A 12,317-nucleotide genomic window follows, 5' to 3' on the forward strand; every position below is an offset into this window, starting at 1 on the left:
GCCGCGTCCCTTTCGGGCGCGGCCACTTTCTAACGCTGTCTGGTCGGTCAGTCGTCGAGCCAGTCGAGCGAGCGACGCTCACCACGGCCGGCCGGCTGCTGCGGACCGCCCCGGCCGGAACGCGGCCCAGCCTGGTCGTCGTAGTAGCCGCCCTGCTCGTCGTAGCCACCGCCGCGCGGGTCGTGGCCAGCGCCCCGCTGCTGCGGCACCTGGTCGTAGCCACCGCGCTGGTCGTAGCCGGACTGCTGGTTGCCGCCGTAGCCGCCACCACCCTGGCCGCCGCCGTAGCCGCCACCTTGGTCGTAGCCACCGCCGCCGCCACCGGCGCCACCGGCCGGCCGGCCGTAGCCGCCGTCCGAGGGGCCGTAGCCGCTCTGGTCGTAGCCGCCGCCGGAACCGTAGCCACCGCCGCGGTCAGGCTCGGGCTCGCCGCGGTAGCCACCGCCACCGCCACCACCGCCGTAGGGGCCGGACTCGTACGACGAGGGCTGGGACTGGCCGTAGCCGCCGCCCGACGCCTGGCCGCCACTGTTGCCGTCCCAGCGGCCGGTGGGCTCGTCATACCGGTCGCCACCCTGGCCGCCGCCACCACCCTGGCCGCCGTAGCCGCCGCCACCACCCTGGCTGCCGCCGTAGCCGCCGCCCGAGGGCTCACGGTAGTCGCGGCCGCCGCCGTAGCCGTCGTCGCCGCCGCGCCCGCCACCGGCACCCCCGTACTGGCCGGCGGGCGCCGCTGGGCTGCCGTAGCCGCTCGGAGCGGCCGGGCCGCCGTAGCCGTTGGCGCCGCCGCGGTCGTAGCCGCCGCCCTGGCCGGCCGAGGGACCGTAGTCGCCGCCGCTGGCCGGACGGCCGTAATCGCCGCCCGCAGGGGCACCGTTGGGCCCGCCGTAGCCGCCGCCGCTCGTCGGGCCACTGGGACCGCCGTAGCCGCTACCGCTGGTCGGGCCGCTCGGGCCGCCATAGCCACTGCCGCTGGTGGGGCCGCCGTAGCCGCTGCCGCTGGTCGGACCGTAGCCGCTGCCGCTCGTGGGGCCGCTCGGGCCGCCGTAGCCGTCGCCGCTCGGGCGTCCGTACTCACCGGCGCCACCGGCTGGGCCGCGACCGTAGGCGCCGGCGCCGTTAGGACCACCCGCCGGGCCGCCGTAGCCGTTGCTCGGGCCGGACGCAGCGCCATACACACTCGTGGCGCCCGCACCGCCGGGGCCGTAGCCGCCGCCGGCGGCACCCTGGCCGTTGTAGCTCGGGCTCTGCGGCGGCAGCGGCGCGCCATACGGATCGGGGAACTCATCGACCGGCGGCACCGGGCTGTGCATCATCGTGGGCGCGTCGGCGATCGAGGGGCGGCCCACCATCGTCGGCGCCGGGCCGGCACCCGGGCCGGCTATGCGGGTGGCGTCGTTGGCGGGGTGGTAGACACCCGCGGCGCCGGGCACCGGCGTGCGGCCACCGGACCGCAGCGGCTCGTCGTCATCCACGCCGGGCTCGCCGCCGTCCTGCTTACGCCGCACGACGAGGAGCACGATCGCTCCGACACCGAGGGCGACGAGCAGGCCACCGACGATGATGAGGAGCCAGGAGCCCATGCCGCCGCTGTCAGACTCGCTCGACGCATTCTGCGCGGCCAGGTCGGACGCATCCGCGGCTGGCTCCTCGCTCGGCTCACCCGCCGCCTCTTCGCTCGGCGGAACGGACGCCTGCGCCGACGGGGTCGCCGCGGCCTTCGTCGACTTGAGGGCGAACGTGCCGACGGTCACCGACTGCCCAGCGTTTCCGTTGACCTTCTTGGTGTCGGGCTCCTCGTAGTCCTCGTGAGAGACGCCGATGAGGAGCTCGCCGGCCGCGATTGGCTGGCCCTGGCAGCTCGTGAACCGGTAGTTGCCGCTGCTGCTCGTGTTGGTCGTGCAGTTGTGCCCCTGCGCGTCGAGCAGCGCGACGAGCGCGCCCTCGACGGCGTCGCCGGTGGCCGTGTCCTTGACCTTGCCGGACACCTGCCTGACCGTCTGCTGCGGCGGTGGCTGCTGCTGCTCTTGGCCGCGGACCGTGACCTGTCGCTGGTCGGAGTCATTGTCACCGCCGGCCGCGGCGTTGACCCGGACGTTGCCCTGCCGCTGCTGGCCGGCGGGGACGTTGCCACCCACCAGCTGTGCGGTGAACGTGATGGTCTCGTCGGCGTTGATCTGGCGGGCGGGGACGTTGCAGTCGCCCTGGCACGTCAGACCGTCGAACGTCTCGACACTGATCGCGAAGGTCGTCGCGTCGTTGTTGTTGTTCTTGACGGTGAACTGGAGCTGAGCCTGCTGTCCAGCCTGGATCGTCCCGGCGGACAGGTTGGTGATCTGGACATCAGGATCCTGCGCCGATGCGGGCGCGGGGAAGGCGACGGCTACGCCGACAACCAGCGCCCCGACCACACCGGCGCGAAGCATCCAGGCTTGTCGGTGCGTAGTCACGTCCACCGCCCTTCCGTATCCGTCATCCCGCTCGCGGCCGCCACAGCGCAGCAACCAGCCTCGTGACAAGTACACCGTCGGCAACTATGCCTTGTTTGGGGGTACCCGCGCGACCCAGGGGCCGGACGTTGTGGAGAAACTCAGGGTCGTATCGTCCCGACGTGTCCCCTGCGCACAATAAGTCCGTCGCCGTGGCGGCAGTCCTCGCGGAGCTAGACGCTGGGCGAACGCCCGACAGGTCGATGCTGCGTGACGCGGTCCGGGAGCTCCTCTCCGCCCTCGCACGCCGCGCGCCTGGACGGTCGGTGGAAGTGCGAATTCCACCATACGGTGCGGTACAGGTCGGCGAAGGGCCGCGACACACCCGGGGTACGCCGCCGAATGTCGTGGAGATGGACCCGGTCACCTGGGTCCGATTGGCCACCGGTCGGATCGGGTGGGACGAGGCGGTTACGCAGGGACGCATCAGCGCGAGCGGCAGCCGGGCCGACATATCCGACTACATACCTATGTAACACCGTAGCCATTTTACGATCTCGGTAACGAGAGGAAGCCGAAAGGTGGCTCTCTGTTATCGGCCTTGCCTCGCGTACACTGTGGCGACAGGAAGTCCCGGATCAGCACTGAGGAGCGGCAGGTGCCCCGAGGCGACGGCCGGTTGAGCCACGACCTCGACCCCCAACGGCCCGGCCCGCAAGATGCTTGCGGCGTGTTCGGTGTCTGGGCGCCGGGGGAAGAGGTGGCAAAGCTCACTTACTTCGGCCTGTATGCGTTGCAGCACCGTGGCCAGGAGGCCGCGGGCATCGCCGTCAGCGACGGCTCCGGCGTTGTGGTCTACAAGGATTTGGGCCTGGTCGCACAGGTCTTCGACGAGCCCACGCTGGCCAGCCTCCGCGGCCACCTCGCGATCGGGCACGCGCGCTACTCCACGACCGGCGGCTCGACGTGGGAAAACGCGCAGCCCACGATTCGCGCGACGCCAGCCGGCACCACGATCGCACTGGCGCACAACGGCAACCTGGTCAACACCGCTGAGCTCGCGCGCGAGGCGACCTCGCGCGGGCTCAACTCCGACGGCGCCACCTCGGACACCCCGCTGGTGACCATGCTGCTGGCCAGCCGCCCCGACCTCTCCGTCGAGGCGGCCGCGCTGGAGGTCCTGCCCACCCTCCGCGGCGCGTTCAGCTTTGTCTTCATGGACGAGACCACGCTTTACGCCGCGCGCGACGCGCACGGCGTGCGTCCCCTCGTGCTGGGCCGGATGGAGCGTGGCTGGGTGGTCGCCAGCGAGACCGCGGCGCTGGACATCGTCGGGGCCAGCTTCGTCCGCGAGGTGGAGCCGGGAGAGCTGATCGCGGTCGACGAGCACGGCTTGCGCTCGGCCCGCTTCGCCGCACCCGAGCCCAAGGGTTGCCTCTTCGAGTACGTCTATATAGCCCGCCCGGACACCACGATCGCCGGCCGCAACATCCACGCGGCCCGGGTGCAGATCGGCCGGCAGCTCGCCAAGGAGCACCCGGTCGACGCCGACCTCGTGATCCCGGTGCCGGAGTCGGGCACGCCCGCCGCGATCGGCTACGCGGAGGGCTCCGGCATCACCTACGGCGCCGGCCTGATGAAGAACTCGTATGTGGGTCGCACCTTCATCCAGCCGTCGCAGACCCTTCGCCAGCTGGGTATCCGGCTCAAGCTCAACCCGCTCCGGGAAAACGTCCGCGGCAAGCGGCTCGTGGTCGTCGACGACTCGATCGTTCGCGGTAACACCCAGCGGGCGATCGTGCGGATGCTGCGCGAGGCCGGCGCGCTGGAGGTGCACGTGCGCATCTCCTCCCCGCCGGTCACCTGGCCGTGCTTCTACGGCATCGACTTCGCCACCCGGGCCGAGCTGCTTGCCAATGGTCTGGACATCGAGGGCATCCGCCGCTCGATCGGCGCCGACACGCTCGGCTACGTGTCGCTCGCCGGCCTCATCGCCGCCACCGAGCAGCCGAAGACGCGACTGTGCCGCGCCTGCTTCGATGGCGAGTACCCGATCGAGCTGCCCGCCGGCAACCTGATCGGAAAACACGTGCTAGAAGGCGTCGACAAGCGTGTCGGCGCCGATGGCGGCACCGTGGGGGCGCCGCATGACCACGAGGCCGGGGTCGAGCGCTCCGCGCCTGGCGCACATCCACTGGTCGCCAGTCCTGGCGGCGGGGACGCGCTGCACCGCCCGTAGCCAGTTCGTCGAGAGATCCTCGATCGCTACCCAACGCGGCCTTGCCGCGAATGCACAAAGGGGAGAACCGTGACGCACGTGACCGAGCGCAGCAGTGCGGGCGCCAACGGTGGCGGAGGCAGCCGTCAGCCGTGGAGCGCGGGGTCCAGCCGGTCCGGCCGCAAGCGCACTGTGACGTACGCGGACGCCGGGGTGTCGATCCACGCCGGAGAGCGGGCGGTCGAGCTGCTGAAGTCCAAGGTGCATCGGACGCTGCGGCCGGAGGTCATGGGTGATCTCGGCGGTTTCGCCGGGCTCTTCCGCCTCGACGTCAAGAAGTACAAGAACCCGATCCTCGCCTCGTCCACCGACGGCGTGGGCACCAAGCTGGTGATCGCGCAGCAGCTCGACATCCACGACACGGTCGGTATCGACCTCGTCGCGATGGTCGTCGACGACCTGGTGGCGTGCGGGCGGAGCCGCTGTTCCTGCTCGACTACATTGCCTGCGGCGAGGTCGTGCCGGACAAGGTGGCCGAGATCGGTGCGGGCATCGCCGACGGCTGCCGGTACGCGGGCTGCGCGCTCCTCGGCGGCGAGACGGCCGAGCACCCCGGCGTGCTGCGCCCGGATGAGTACGACCTGTCCGCCACTGGCGTCGGCGTGGTCGAGGAGAGCGAGATCCTGAGCCGCGACCGGGTCGAGGTCGGCGACGTGGTGATCGCGATGGGCTCCTCCGGCCTGCACTCCAACGGCTTCTCGCTGGTGCGGCACGTGCTGCTCGGCGCCGGCCGCATGCGCCTGGACACGGTGGTGGAAGACTTCGGCCGGCAGCGCACCCTCGGCGAGGAGCTGCTCACGCCGACCAAGATCTACGCGCGCGACTGCCTGAAGCTGATCGAGGAGTGCGAGGTGCGCGCGCTCGCCCACGTGACCGGCGGCGGCATCCCGGGCAACCTGGTGCGCATCCTGCCCGAGCACGTCGACGCAGTGGTCAACCGCTCCACCTGGAAGCCGCAGCCGATTTTCGAGTTGGTGCAGGCCAAGGGGCGGATCGACGACCCCGAGATGGAGTCGACGTTCAACATGGGCGTCGGCATGTTCGCGATCGTCTCGGCTGACGACGCCGACCGGGCGTTGGCGTTCCTCGCCGGCCGTGGCATCGCCGCCTGGCAGGCCGGTGAGGTCATCGAGGGCACCGGGATGGTGCAGATGATCGGCCAGCACACGCGCGGCTAGCTCTCCGTCGCTGATCTGGAAAAATCTGCCCGGGTGGATTCACTGGCGCGGATATATTCTAGATCGACGGGGGCGGCGGTGGAGGAGTTTCACGTTGGCGGGCCATCATCAGGCGTTCAGCGGGATGCATGGCATCGCCCCGGTGCCGACGTACGTCGTCATGCAGCCCACGACGCTGTGCAACCTCGACTGCGCGTACTGCTATCTCCCGTTCCGCTCAGACGACCGCAAGATGCCGGCGGAGGTCGCGTCGGCGGTCGCCGGCGCGGTGAATGGGTGGGCCGCAAGTCGCCGCTTCTCGGTGGTATGGCACGGCGGTGAGCCGCTCGCTGCCGGGCGGGAGCACTTCGCGGCGCTGCTGGCGCCGTTCGACCGCGGCGTCGAGCACCACGTACAGACCAACGCCACGCTGATCGACGACCGGTGGTGCGAGTTCTTCGCTACTCACGAGGTCCGGGTCAGCGTGAGTGTCGACGGCCCCCGCGACCGCAACGCCGAGCGGGTCACCCGCGGTGGGCGCCCGTCGTACGACAGCGTGATGCGTGGCGTCGAGGCGCTCCGGCGCCACGGCATCGGCTTCTCGGCCCTCTGTGTCGTGGCGCAGCCGGAGCCCGGGCTCGCCACTGAGCTGTACGAGTACTTCCTCGACCTCGGCTGCGACGTGCTCGGCATCAACATCGAGGAGCTGGAGGGGGTCAACGCCCGCTCCAACGCGCGGGACCCGGCAGCGGTCGCCGGCTTCTGGTCCGAACTCGTGGGCGCGTGGCGCCGCGACCCGCGCATCCACGTACGCGAGGTGGAGTGGTCCCTGCGGTACGCGGCCGCGGTCCTCGACGGTACCGCCGACGATGTACTGCCCAAACAGCTCGATCCCATTCCCACGATCGGGTACGACGGCTCGGTCGTTCTGCTCTCCCCGGAGCTGGCAGGGTTCACCGACCCCCGGTACGCGGACTTCACCAGCGGCAACGTTCTGACCAGCCCGCTGCCTGACATCATCGCCGGTGCGGCCTTGGGTACCCCGTGGGTGGCCGAGTTCCTCGCCGGCGTGGAAGCGTGCCGGGCCACCTGTCCCTACTTCGGCTTCTGCGGCGGTGCGCACGCCGCCAACAGGTACTTCGAGCATGGGCGTTTCGACGGCACGGAGACCGATCACTGCCGCAACAGCAAGATCCATCTACTAGAGGGAGTGTTGGACCATGCCCGAGACCACGCGCCACCGGCAGCCTGACGCTGCTCTCGAACAGGCGGGCGCCGACCCGGTGGCTTCTCGGGTGCACGCCGCCCGTGCCGGGCTGACCGCCCTGCTCAGCGAGGCCGAAGAGGCACGCCGACAGCGCGCCGAGGCCGCCCCCACTGACTCCGGCGCGGTCTGCGCCTGGAACCACTTCGAGAACATCCCCACGTTCTACAACTGGAACAACCGTCCCCGTTGAGAAGCTGAGGCCCCCCACCGGACTGGCTCCCAGGGCACCCCGACGAGAAAGCGGGGTGCCCTGATCGCGTTAGGCGGGTGACGTGGCGCGGGCACGCATGAGCACGCGGTGACAGCCGCGTGCTCAAGTGTGACTACCGGTCAACGGGCGCGTGGCGCCCAGTCGTCCGGATCGTCTGCGTCGTCGTCCTCGTCATCATCGACGTATTCCTTGTACTCGTCGTCGATGACGTGGTCCGACTTGCCGCTGCCGGAGAGTTCTCGCTGCAAGGCGGCGAGGTCGGTGTTCGGGGAGTGGTACTTCAACTCCCGGGCCACCTTTGTCTGCTTGGCCTTAGCACGGCCGCGCCCCATGGCTCGACCCCCTCGCACAGAATTCGGGGCAGCCCAAAGGCGGGCCCCGATGACGTCAGGCATCTCTCGTGGCTCTTACGGTACATGGGGATGCCACGGTTCGGCACCTCGGGTTACCCGCGCCACCCCCGCGCGTCGCGTGAGATCGCCCGGATCCGGTCTCTCCGGTGGGTAAGGGTCGTTTTGCGGAATCGGTCATGACCCGTCAGCGTCGATCAGCTGAGGTGGATCGAACGCAGTCGGCCGACCTCCGCCATCCGCCGCTCAGCCAGGTGGTCCGCGGCTACGGCGGGCGGTACCCCGTCGGCGTCGGCGAGCCGCAGGATGTCCCTCGTGGTCTCGTAGATCCGGCTGGCCCGCAGCTTCGCCCGCTCGAAGTTGAAGCCCTCGATCTCGTCCGCCACCTGGATCACGCCGCCCGCGTTGACAACGTAGTCAGGCGCGTACAGCACGCCACGGTCGGCGAGCAGCTTTTCGATCCCGGGGTGGGCGAGCTGGTTGTTGGCCGCGCCGGCGACCACCTTCGCGCGCAGGATCGGCACCGTGTCGTCGTCGAGGGCACCGCCCAGCGCACACGGCGCATACACGTCGATGTCGGAGGTGATCAGCTCGGTCGTGTCGGCGACGATGTCGACCCGGGGGTGCAGCTGACGCACAAACGCGACAGCCGCCTCGTTGACGTCCGTGGCGACCACCTTGGCGCCATCGTCGAGCAGGTGGCGCACGAGCACCCTGCCCACCTTGCCCAGCCCGGCGACGCCGACGCGGCGCCCGGCGAGCGTGGGCGCGCCCCAGGTGTGCTCGGCGGCCGCGCGCATGCCCTGGAAGACGCCCCAGGCGGTGAGGATCGAGGAGTCGCCGGCGCCGCCGTGCTCGGCGCTGCGGCCGGTCACGTAGCGGGTCTCGCGGGCCACCACGTCCATGTCCGCCACGTACGTACCGACGTCGCAGGCGGTGTAGTAGCGGCCGCTGAGGGACTGCACGAAGCGGCCATACGCCCGCAGGAGTGGCTCGGTCTTGATGTGCTCCGGGTCGCCCCAGATGACCGCCTTGCCGCCGCCGTGGTCGAGCCCGGCGAGCGCGTTCTTGTACGCCATACCGCGGGAGAGGTCGAGCACGTCGCGGAGGGCGTCCTCTTCGCTCGCGTACGGGTAGAAGCGGGTGCCGCCGAGCGCGGGGCCGAGCGCGGTCGAGTAGATGCCGATGATCGCCTTCAGGCCGCTCTTCTGGTCCTGGCAGAAGACGACCTGTTCGTGAGCGGCGGAGTCCTGGCCTTCGGTGCTGGTGAACACGTGCATGGGTTGCCTCCGGGCAGTCGTTGTGACCCTTTTGGGGTACGGGCGACTTGAACGACCGGCAGGGGGTCGCCGGCCTGAGCTGAGCCTAATGCGGGTGCCCCGGTGTGGCGGTACCGCCAGATTGGTGACGGCAACGTTGTCGGCGTACTTTTTCGTGGGAGGATCGCGCCGTGCCGTCGCTGTTCGCTTCGTATTTGCGGGTCTATGAGCCGTTGACCGCCTTCGACCGCGATCGTCAGATGTTCTGGCGGCGGTACGTCCGGGAGGGTCGCGCGGTGGCGCCCCTCGAGGGCCGGGCCGCCAGCGCACCGCGGTCCTCGAGGCGCTCGGCGCCGGCTGGACCCGGCTGCCCGACCTGCCCGATGAGGCGTACGTCCTGGAGGCCGACGACACGTTGCTGGTCTGTCCCTGGAATCTGCGCGTCCGGGTCGCTGAGGCGGCGCTGAGCGCCCGGGACGGGGTGCCCTCGGTGCTGGCCGACGCGTTCGTGCCGCCGATCCTCGCGGGCCAGGCGAAGGCGATCGTCGAAGACTGGCGCAGCGGCGCTCGGGTGCTTGAGCACGGGGTGCCGCGGGTGCACGAGCAGATCGCGACGTGGGGCGTGCCGCTGCGGTGGTTCGTCTTCGTCGACGCGGAGGAGCGCGAGCTTGTTACGCGGCGTGGGCGGCGGGCGTTGCGCTACCGCACCGAGATCTCCAAGGCGCGGCGGCGGGCGCACCGGGGTGTATCTGTGCTCCGCAAGTCGGTGGGGGACGCACCGATCACCGAGGCGGTGGAGGAAGGCGCGCGTTGGTTGGAAGAGTTCCACCCTCGGTCCGTGGTGGAGCTCGACTACGGCGGTCTTGTCGACCTTCTGTCGGACGAGGTGCTGGAAGCGGACGATTCGCCCAAACTTGTCGCCGCAGGGTTGGCTGGACTCTCTCGCGGGGACGCTGACGCAGCGACCGAGGCCTACGAAAAGCTGGTGTCAAGGTGGCGCGCAGTACAGTTACTGGAACGGTGCAATTAAGGCCGATTTCAGCCCAGTGGGCGCGCTCCCAGAGGCCGGACGCAGGTAGTTGGCTAGTCACGAAGGGTGACAGAGCGTCCACTAAAGACGGTTTCTGGCGTATAAAATCACCATAAATCGGTCATTGCTCATCCGTCCATCCAGGGACGTTAGGCCGTTCGGCCCATGTCGGACATCGGGGACTAGCCGGACCATGGGAGACGCGTCGGCCGGCGGGACCCCGGCCGATGTCTATAGGTATGTGGAGGAGTGACCGATGGCATCGCGTACGCATGAACCAGAGCCGCTACTCACGCCGGCCGAGGTGGCGTCGATGTTCCGTGTTGACCCGAAGACCGTGACCCGGTGGGCGAAGGCGGGAAAGCTCAGTGCGATCCGGACTCTGGGTGGCCACCGGCGTTACCGCGAGTCAGAGGTTCGCGCCCTGCTGCAGGGGCAGATTCCCCAGCAGCGCCAGGGGGACTGACGGACCGCTCTCCCAGTCGAAGCCTTTTGTGCGAGGGGCGGGACACCACACAGGTGTCCCGCCCCTCGACTTTTGTGGGAACTAGGGCCTATCTGGTGGGTCTTTGTGGGCCGCAGCCCCACAAGACCCACCAGATAGGCCCTAGGCCAATGCGGGATCTGGGCTGGCCAGGGCGCCGTCGCGGAGCATGAGCACGCGATCGGCCATGTCGATGAGGCTGGCATCGTGGGTGGCCACCAGGGCGGTCATGCCGCGCGCCCGGACCAGCGCCCGAAGCAGGTCCATAATGGACCGTCCGGTCTCCGAGTCGAGCTGTCCGGTGGGCTCGTCGGCGATGAGCAGCTGGGGATCGTTGGCCAGCGCCCGGGCGACCGCCACGCGCTGCTGCTGGCCGCCGGACAGCTCGTACGGCCGCTGCGCCGCGTGCGCTCCCAGCCCCACCATCTCCAGCAGCATCGCCACCCGCTCCTCGCGCTCGGCCGGCGGCACCTTGGCCAGCCGCAGCGGTACACCAACGTTTTCCGCCGCGGAGAGGATAGGTATAAGGCCGAACGACTGGAAAACGAACCCGATCGTGCCGCGCCGCAACAACAGCAGCTCCTGCTCGCCGGCCGCCGTGACGTCGTGCCCCGCCACGTGCACGGTGCCGGAGGTCGGGCGGTCCAGCCCGCCGATGAGGTTGAGCAGCGTGGTCTTGCCGGCGCCGGAGCGGCCCCGGATCGCCACCAGCTCGCCCTTGCCGGCCGTGAAGCTCACGTCGCGTACGGCGTGCACCACCCGGCCGCCGCTGCCGTAGTCGCGGCTCACGCCCTCTACCTGGACGATCAGTGAACCGTTAAAGGTGGGAGCGGAGGCATCGCGCGATCCAGGTTGAAAAAAGTTCATCCTTCACCATCCCCGCGGCGGACCTCGACGTGGTCGGGTTCGAGATTCAGCTTGACCCGCTCGCGCAGCGCCAGCGCGTCGACGAAGGCGGCCGGCAGCTGCATGCGGCCGGCCCGGTCGAGCAGTGCGTACTCCTCGGTCACCAGCTCGTGCGAGCCGTCGTCAGCCACCCGCGCCGAGCGGCGTACCTCCGAGGCGGTCCGCCCGTCGCGGATCGCGACCGTGCGGCGGACCTGGGCCGCCACCTGCGCGTCGTGGGTGACCACGACGATCGTGACGCCCAGCTCCGCGTTGATGGTGCGGAGCGCGCCGAAGACCTCCCCGGCGGTGGCCTCGTCGAGCTCGCCAGTGGGCTCGTCGGCGAAGAGCACCTCCGGGTCGTTGGCGACCGCCACGGCCACCGCGCACCGCTGCTGCTCGCCACCGCTCATCTGAGCCGGCCGGCGATCCGCGCAGTGCGCGACGCCGACCATCTCCAGCAGCTCCAGCGGGCGCGTGCCGGCACGGCGGCGGGCCAGGCGCATGGGCAGCTCGACGTTTTCTTTCGCGCTCAGATACGGGAGCAGGTTGCGCGCGGTCTGCTGCCACACGAAGCCGACCATGTGCCGCCGGTAGCGCAGCCGCCGCTTCGCCGACATCGTGAGCAGGTCGACGCCGGCCACTCGGGCGATCCCGGCGGTAGGCACGTCGAGGCCGGAGAGGATGTTGAGCAGGGTCGACTTGCCCGATCCGGAGGCGCCCACGATCGCGAGCAGCTCGCCGCGGTCGACCACGAGGTCGAGCCCCTGGAGCGCGACGACCTCGACGCCGTCGGTCTTGAAGATGCGCACCAGGCCGTCGCAGACTATGTGGCCGCGCAGCCGGTCGGTGCCACCCGCCCGCGCCGCGGCCCGCTCGGCCGCCCGCTGCTGTAGCTCTGCCAGGCTGGGCGTATCGGTCGTGGCCGTCACCGTGTCCCTCCGGTCACTCGCTCCGCATCGGCCCG

10 protein-coding genes and 2 pseudogenes are annotated in these 12,317 nt (G+C 70.2%); 7 read left to right on the forward strand and 5 right to left on the reverse strand.

The genetic code is table 11. The features are described 5' to 3' along the window. Nucleotides 1–47: 47 nt before the first annotated feature. A complete protein-coding gene (locus Pflav_RS47670; RefSeq protein WP_173040827.1) occupies nt 48–2,450 on the reverse strand; it encodes a carboxypeptidase regulatory-like domain-containing protein in 2,403 nt (800 codons plus the stop codon). A 161-nt stretch (nt 2,451–2,611) separates the two neighbouring features. Between Pflav_RS47670 and Pflav_RS44220 the strand changes: the two genes are divergently transcribed. The 5 genes and pseudogenes from Pflav_RS44220 (at nt 2,612) to amcA (ending at nt 7,321) form a co-directional block, all read left to right on the forward strand. Continuing rightward, the gene (locus Pflav_RS44220; RefSeq protein WP_377307641.1) at nt 2,612–2,965 is read left to right on the forward strand and encodes a sterol carrier family protein; all 354 of its coding nucleotides are present in this window, start codon (nt 2,612–2,614) and stop codon (nt 2,963–2,965) included. 122 nt (nt 2,966–3,087) lie between these two features. Then, nucleotides 3,088–4,668 carry an amidophosphoribosyltransferase gene (purF, locus tag Pflav_RS33915; RefSeq protein ID WP_173040829.1) on the forward strand — a complete coding sequence of 527 codons (1,581 nt, stop codon included), beginning with the start codon at nt 3,088–3,090 and terminating at the stop codon, nt 4,666–4,668. A 69-nt stretch (nt 4,669–4,737) separates the two neighbouring features. After that, nucleotides 4,738–5,885 (forward strand): annotated as a pseudogene (gene purM / locus Pflav_RS33920) (phosphoribosylformylglycinamidine cyclo-ligase). Between the two features lie 124 nt (nt 5,886–6,009). Further along, a complete protein-coding gene (amcB, locus tag Pflav_RS33925) occupies nt 6,010–7,116 on the forward strand; it encodes a cyclophane-forming radical SAM peptide maturase AmcB (protein WP_173042790.1) in 1,107 nt (368 codons plus the stop codon). Continuing rightward, entirely contained in the window at nt 7,085–7,321 is a 237-nt protein-coding gene (amcA, locus tag Pflav_RS33930) for a multiple cyclophane-containing RiPP AmcA (protein ID WP_173040830.1), read from the forward strand. Before amcB ends, amcA begins: the two co-directional genes overlap by 32 nt. Nucleotides 7,322–7,461: 140 nt before the next feature. Here the strand turns inward: amcA and Pflav_RS33935 are convergent, their stop codons facing one another. Both Pflav_RS33935 and Pflav_RS33940 read right to left on the reverse strand, forming a co-directional pair. Further along, nucleotides 7,462–7,674 carry a DUF3073 domain-containing protein gene (locus Pflav_RS33935; protein WP_173040831.1) on the reverse strand — a complete coding sequence of 71 codons (213 nt, stop codon included), beginning with the start codon at nt 7,672–7,674 and terminating at the stop codon, nt 7,462–7,464. A gap of 215 nt (nt 7,675–7,889) precedes the next feature. Continuing rightward, on the reverse strand, nt 7,890–8,972 hold the full coding sequence (locus tag Pflav_RS33940; protein ID WP_173040832.1) for a Leu/Phe/Val dehydrogenase: 1,083 nt from the start codon (nt 8,970–8,972) through the stop codon (nt 7,890–7,892). Nucleotides 8,973–9,142: 170 nt separating this feature from the next. Between Pflav_RS33940 and Pflav_RS33945 the strand changes: the two are divergent. Together Pflav_RS33945 and Pflav_RS33950 are read left to right on the forward strand one after the other, a co-directional pair. Next, nucleotides 9,143–9,981 (forward strand): annotated as a pseudogene (locus Pflav_RS33945) (hypothetical protein). Nucleotides 9,982–10,237: 256 nt separating this feature from the next. Next, on the forward strand, nt 10,238–10,447 hold the full coding sequence (locus tag Pflav_RS33950) for a BldC family transcriptional regulator (RefSeq protein WP_007073996.1): 210 nt from the start codon (nt 10,238–10,240) through the stop codon (nt 10,445–10,447). A 141-nt stretch (nt 10,448–10,588) separates the two neighbouring features. On the opposite strand, the gene Pflav_RS33955 is transcribed toward Pflav_RS33950, so the two are convergent. Both Pflav_RS33955 and Pflav_RS33960 read right to left on the reverse strand, forming a co-directional pair. Continuing rightward, nucleotides 10,589–11,332 carry an ABC transporter ATP-binding protein gene (locus Pflav_RS33955; RefSeq protein ID WP_173040833.1) on the reverse strand — a complete coding sequence of 248 codons (744 nt, stop codon included), beginning with the start codon at nt 11,330–11,332 and terminating at the stop codon, nt 10,589–10,591. Continuing rightward, nucleotides 11,329–12,282 carry an ABC transporter ATP-binding protein gene (locus Pflav_RS33960; protein ID WP_232072217.1) on the reverse strand — a complete coding sequence of 318 codons (954 nt, stop codon included), beginning with the start codon at nt 12,280–12,282 and terminating at the stop codon, nt 11,329–11,331. Before Pflav_RS33960 ends, Pflav_RS33955 begins: the two co-directional genes overlap by 4 nt. Between the last annotated feature and the right edge of the window lie 35 nt (nt 12,283–12,317).

The sequence above is a fragment of the Phytohabitans flavus genome (assembly GCF_011764545.1).
Lineage (GTDB): Bacteria > Actinomycetota > Actinomycetes > Mycobacteriales > Micromonosporaceae > Phytohabitans > Phytohabitans flavus.

Excerpts from the sequence above, each read along its gene's own strand:
- amcB (WP_173042790.1), top strand. The coding sequence starts at position 6,010 with ATGCATGGCATCGCCCCGGTGCCGACGTACGTCGTCATGCAGCCCACG.
- amcA (WP_173040830.1), top strand. The coding sequence starts at position 7,085 with ATGCCCGAGACCACGCGCCACCGGCAGCCTGACGCTGCTCTCGAACAG.
- Pflav_RS33935 (WP_173040831.1), bottom strand. The coding sequence starts at position 7,674 with ATGGGGCGCGGCCGTGCTAAGGCCAAGCAGACAAAGGTGGCCCGGGAG.
- Pflav_RS33940 (WP_173040832.1), bottom strand. The coding sequence starts at position 8,972 with ATGCACGTGTTCACCAGCACCGAAGGCCAGGACTCCGCCGCTCACGAA.
- Pflav_RS33950 (WP_007073996.1), top strand. The coding sequence starts at position 10,238 with ATGGCATCGCGTACGCATGAACCAGAGCCGCTACTCACGCCGGCCGAG.
- Pflav_RS33955 (WP_173040833.1), bottom strand. The coding sequence starts at position 11,332 with ATGAACTTTTTTCAACCTGGATCGCGCGATGCCTCCGCTCCCACCTTT.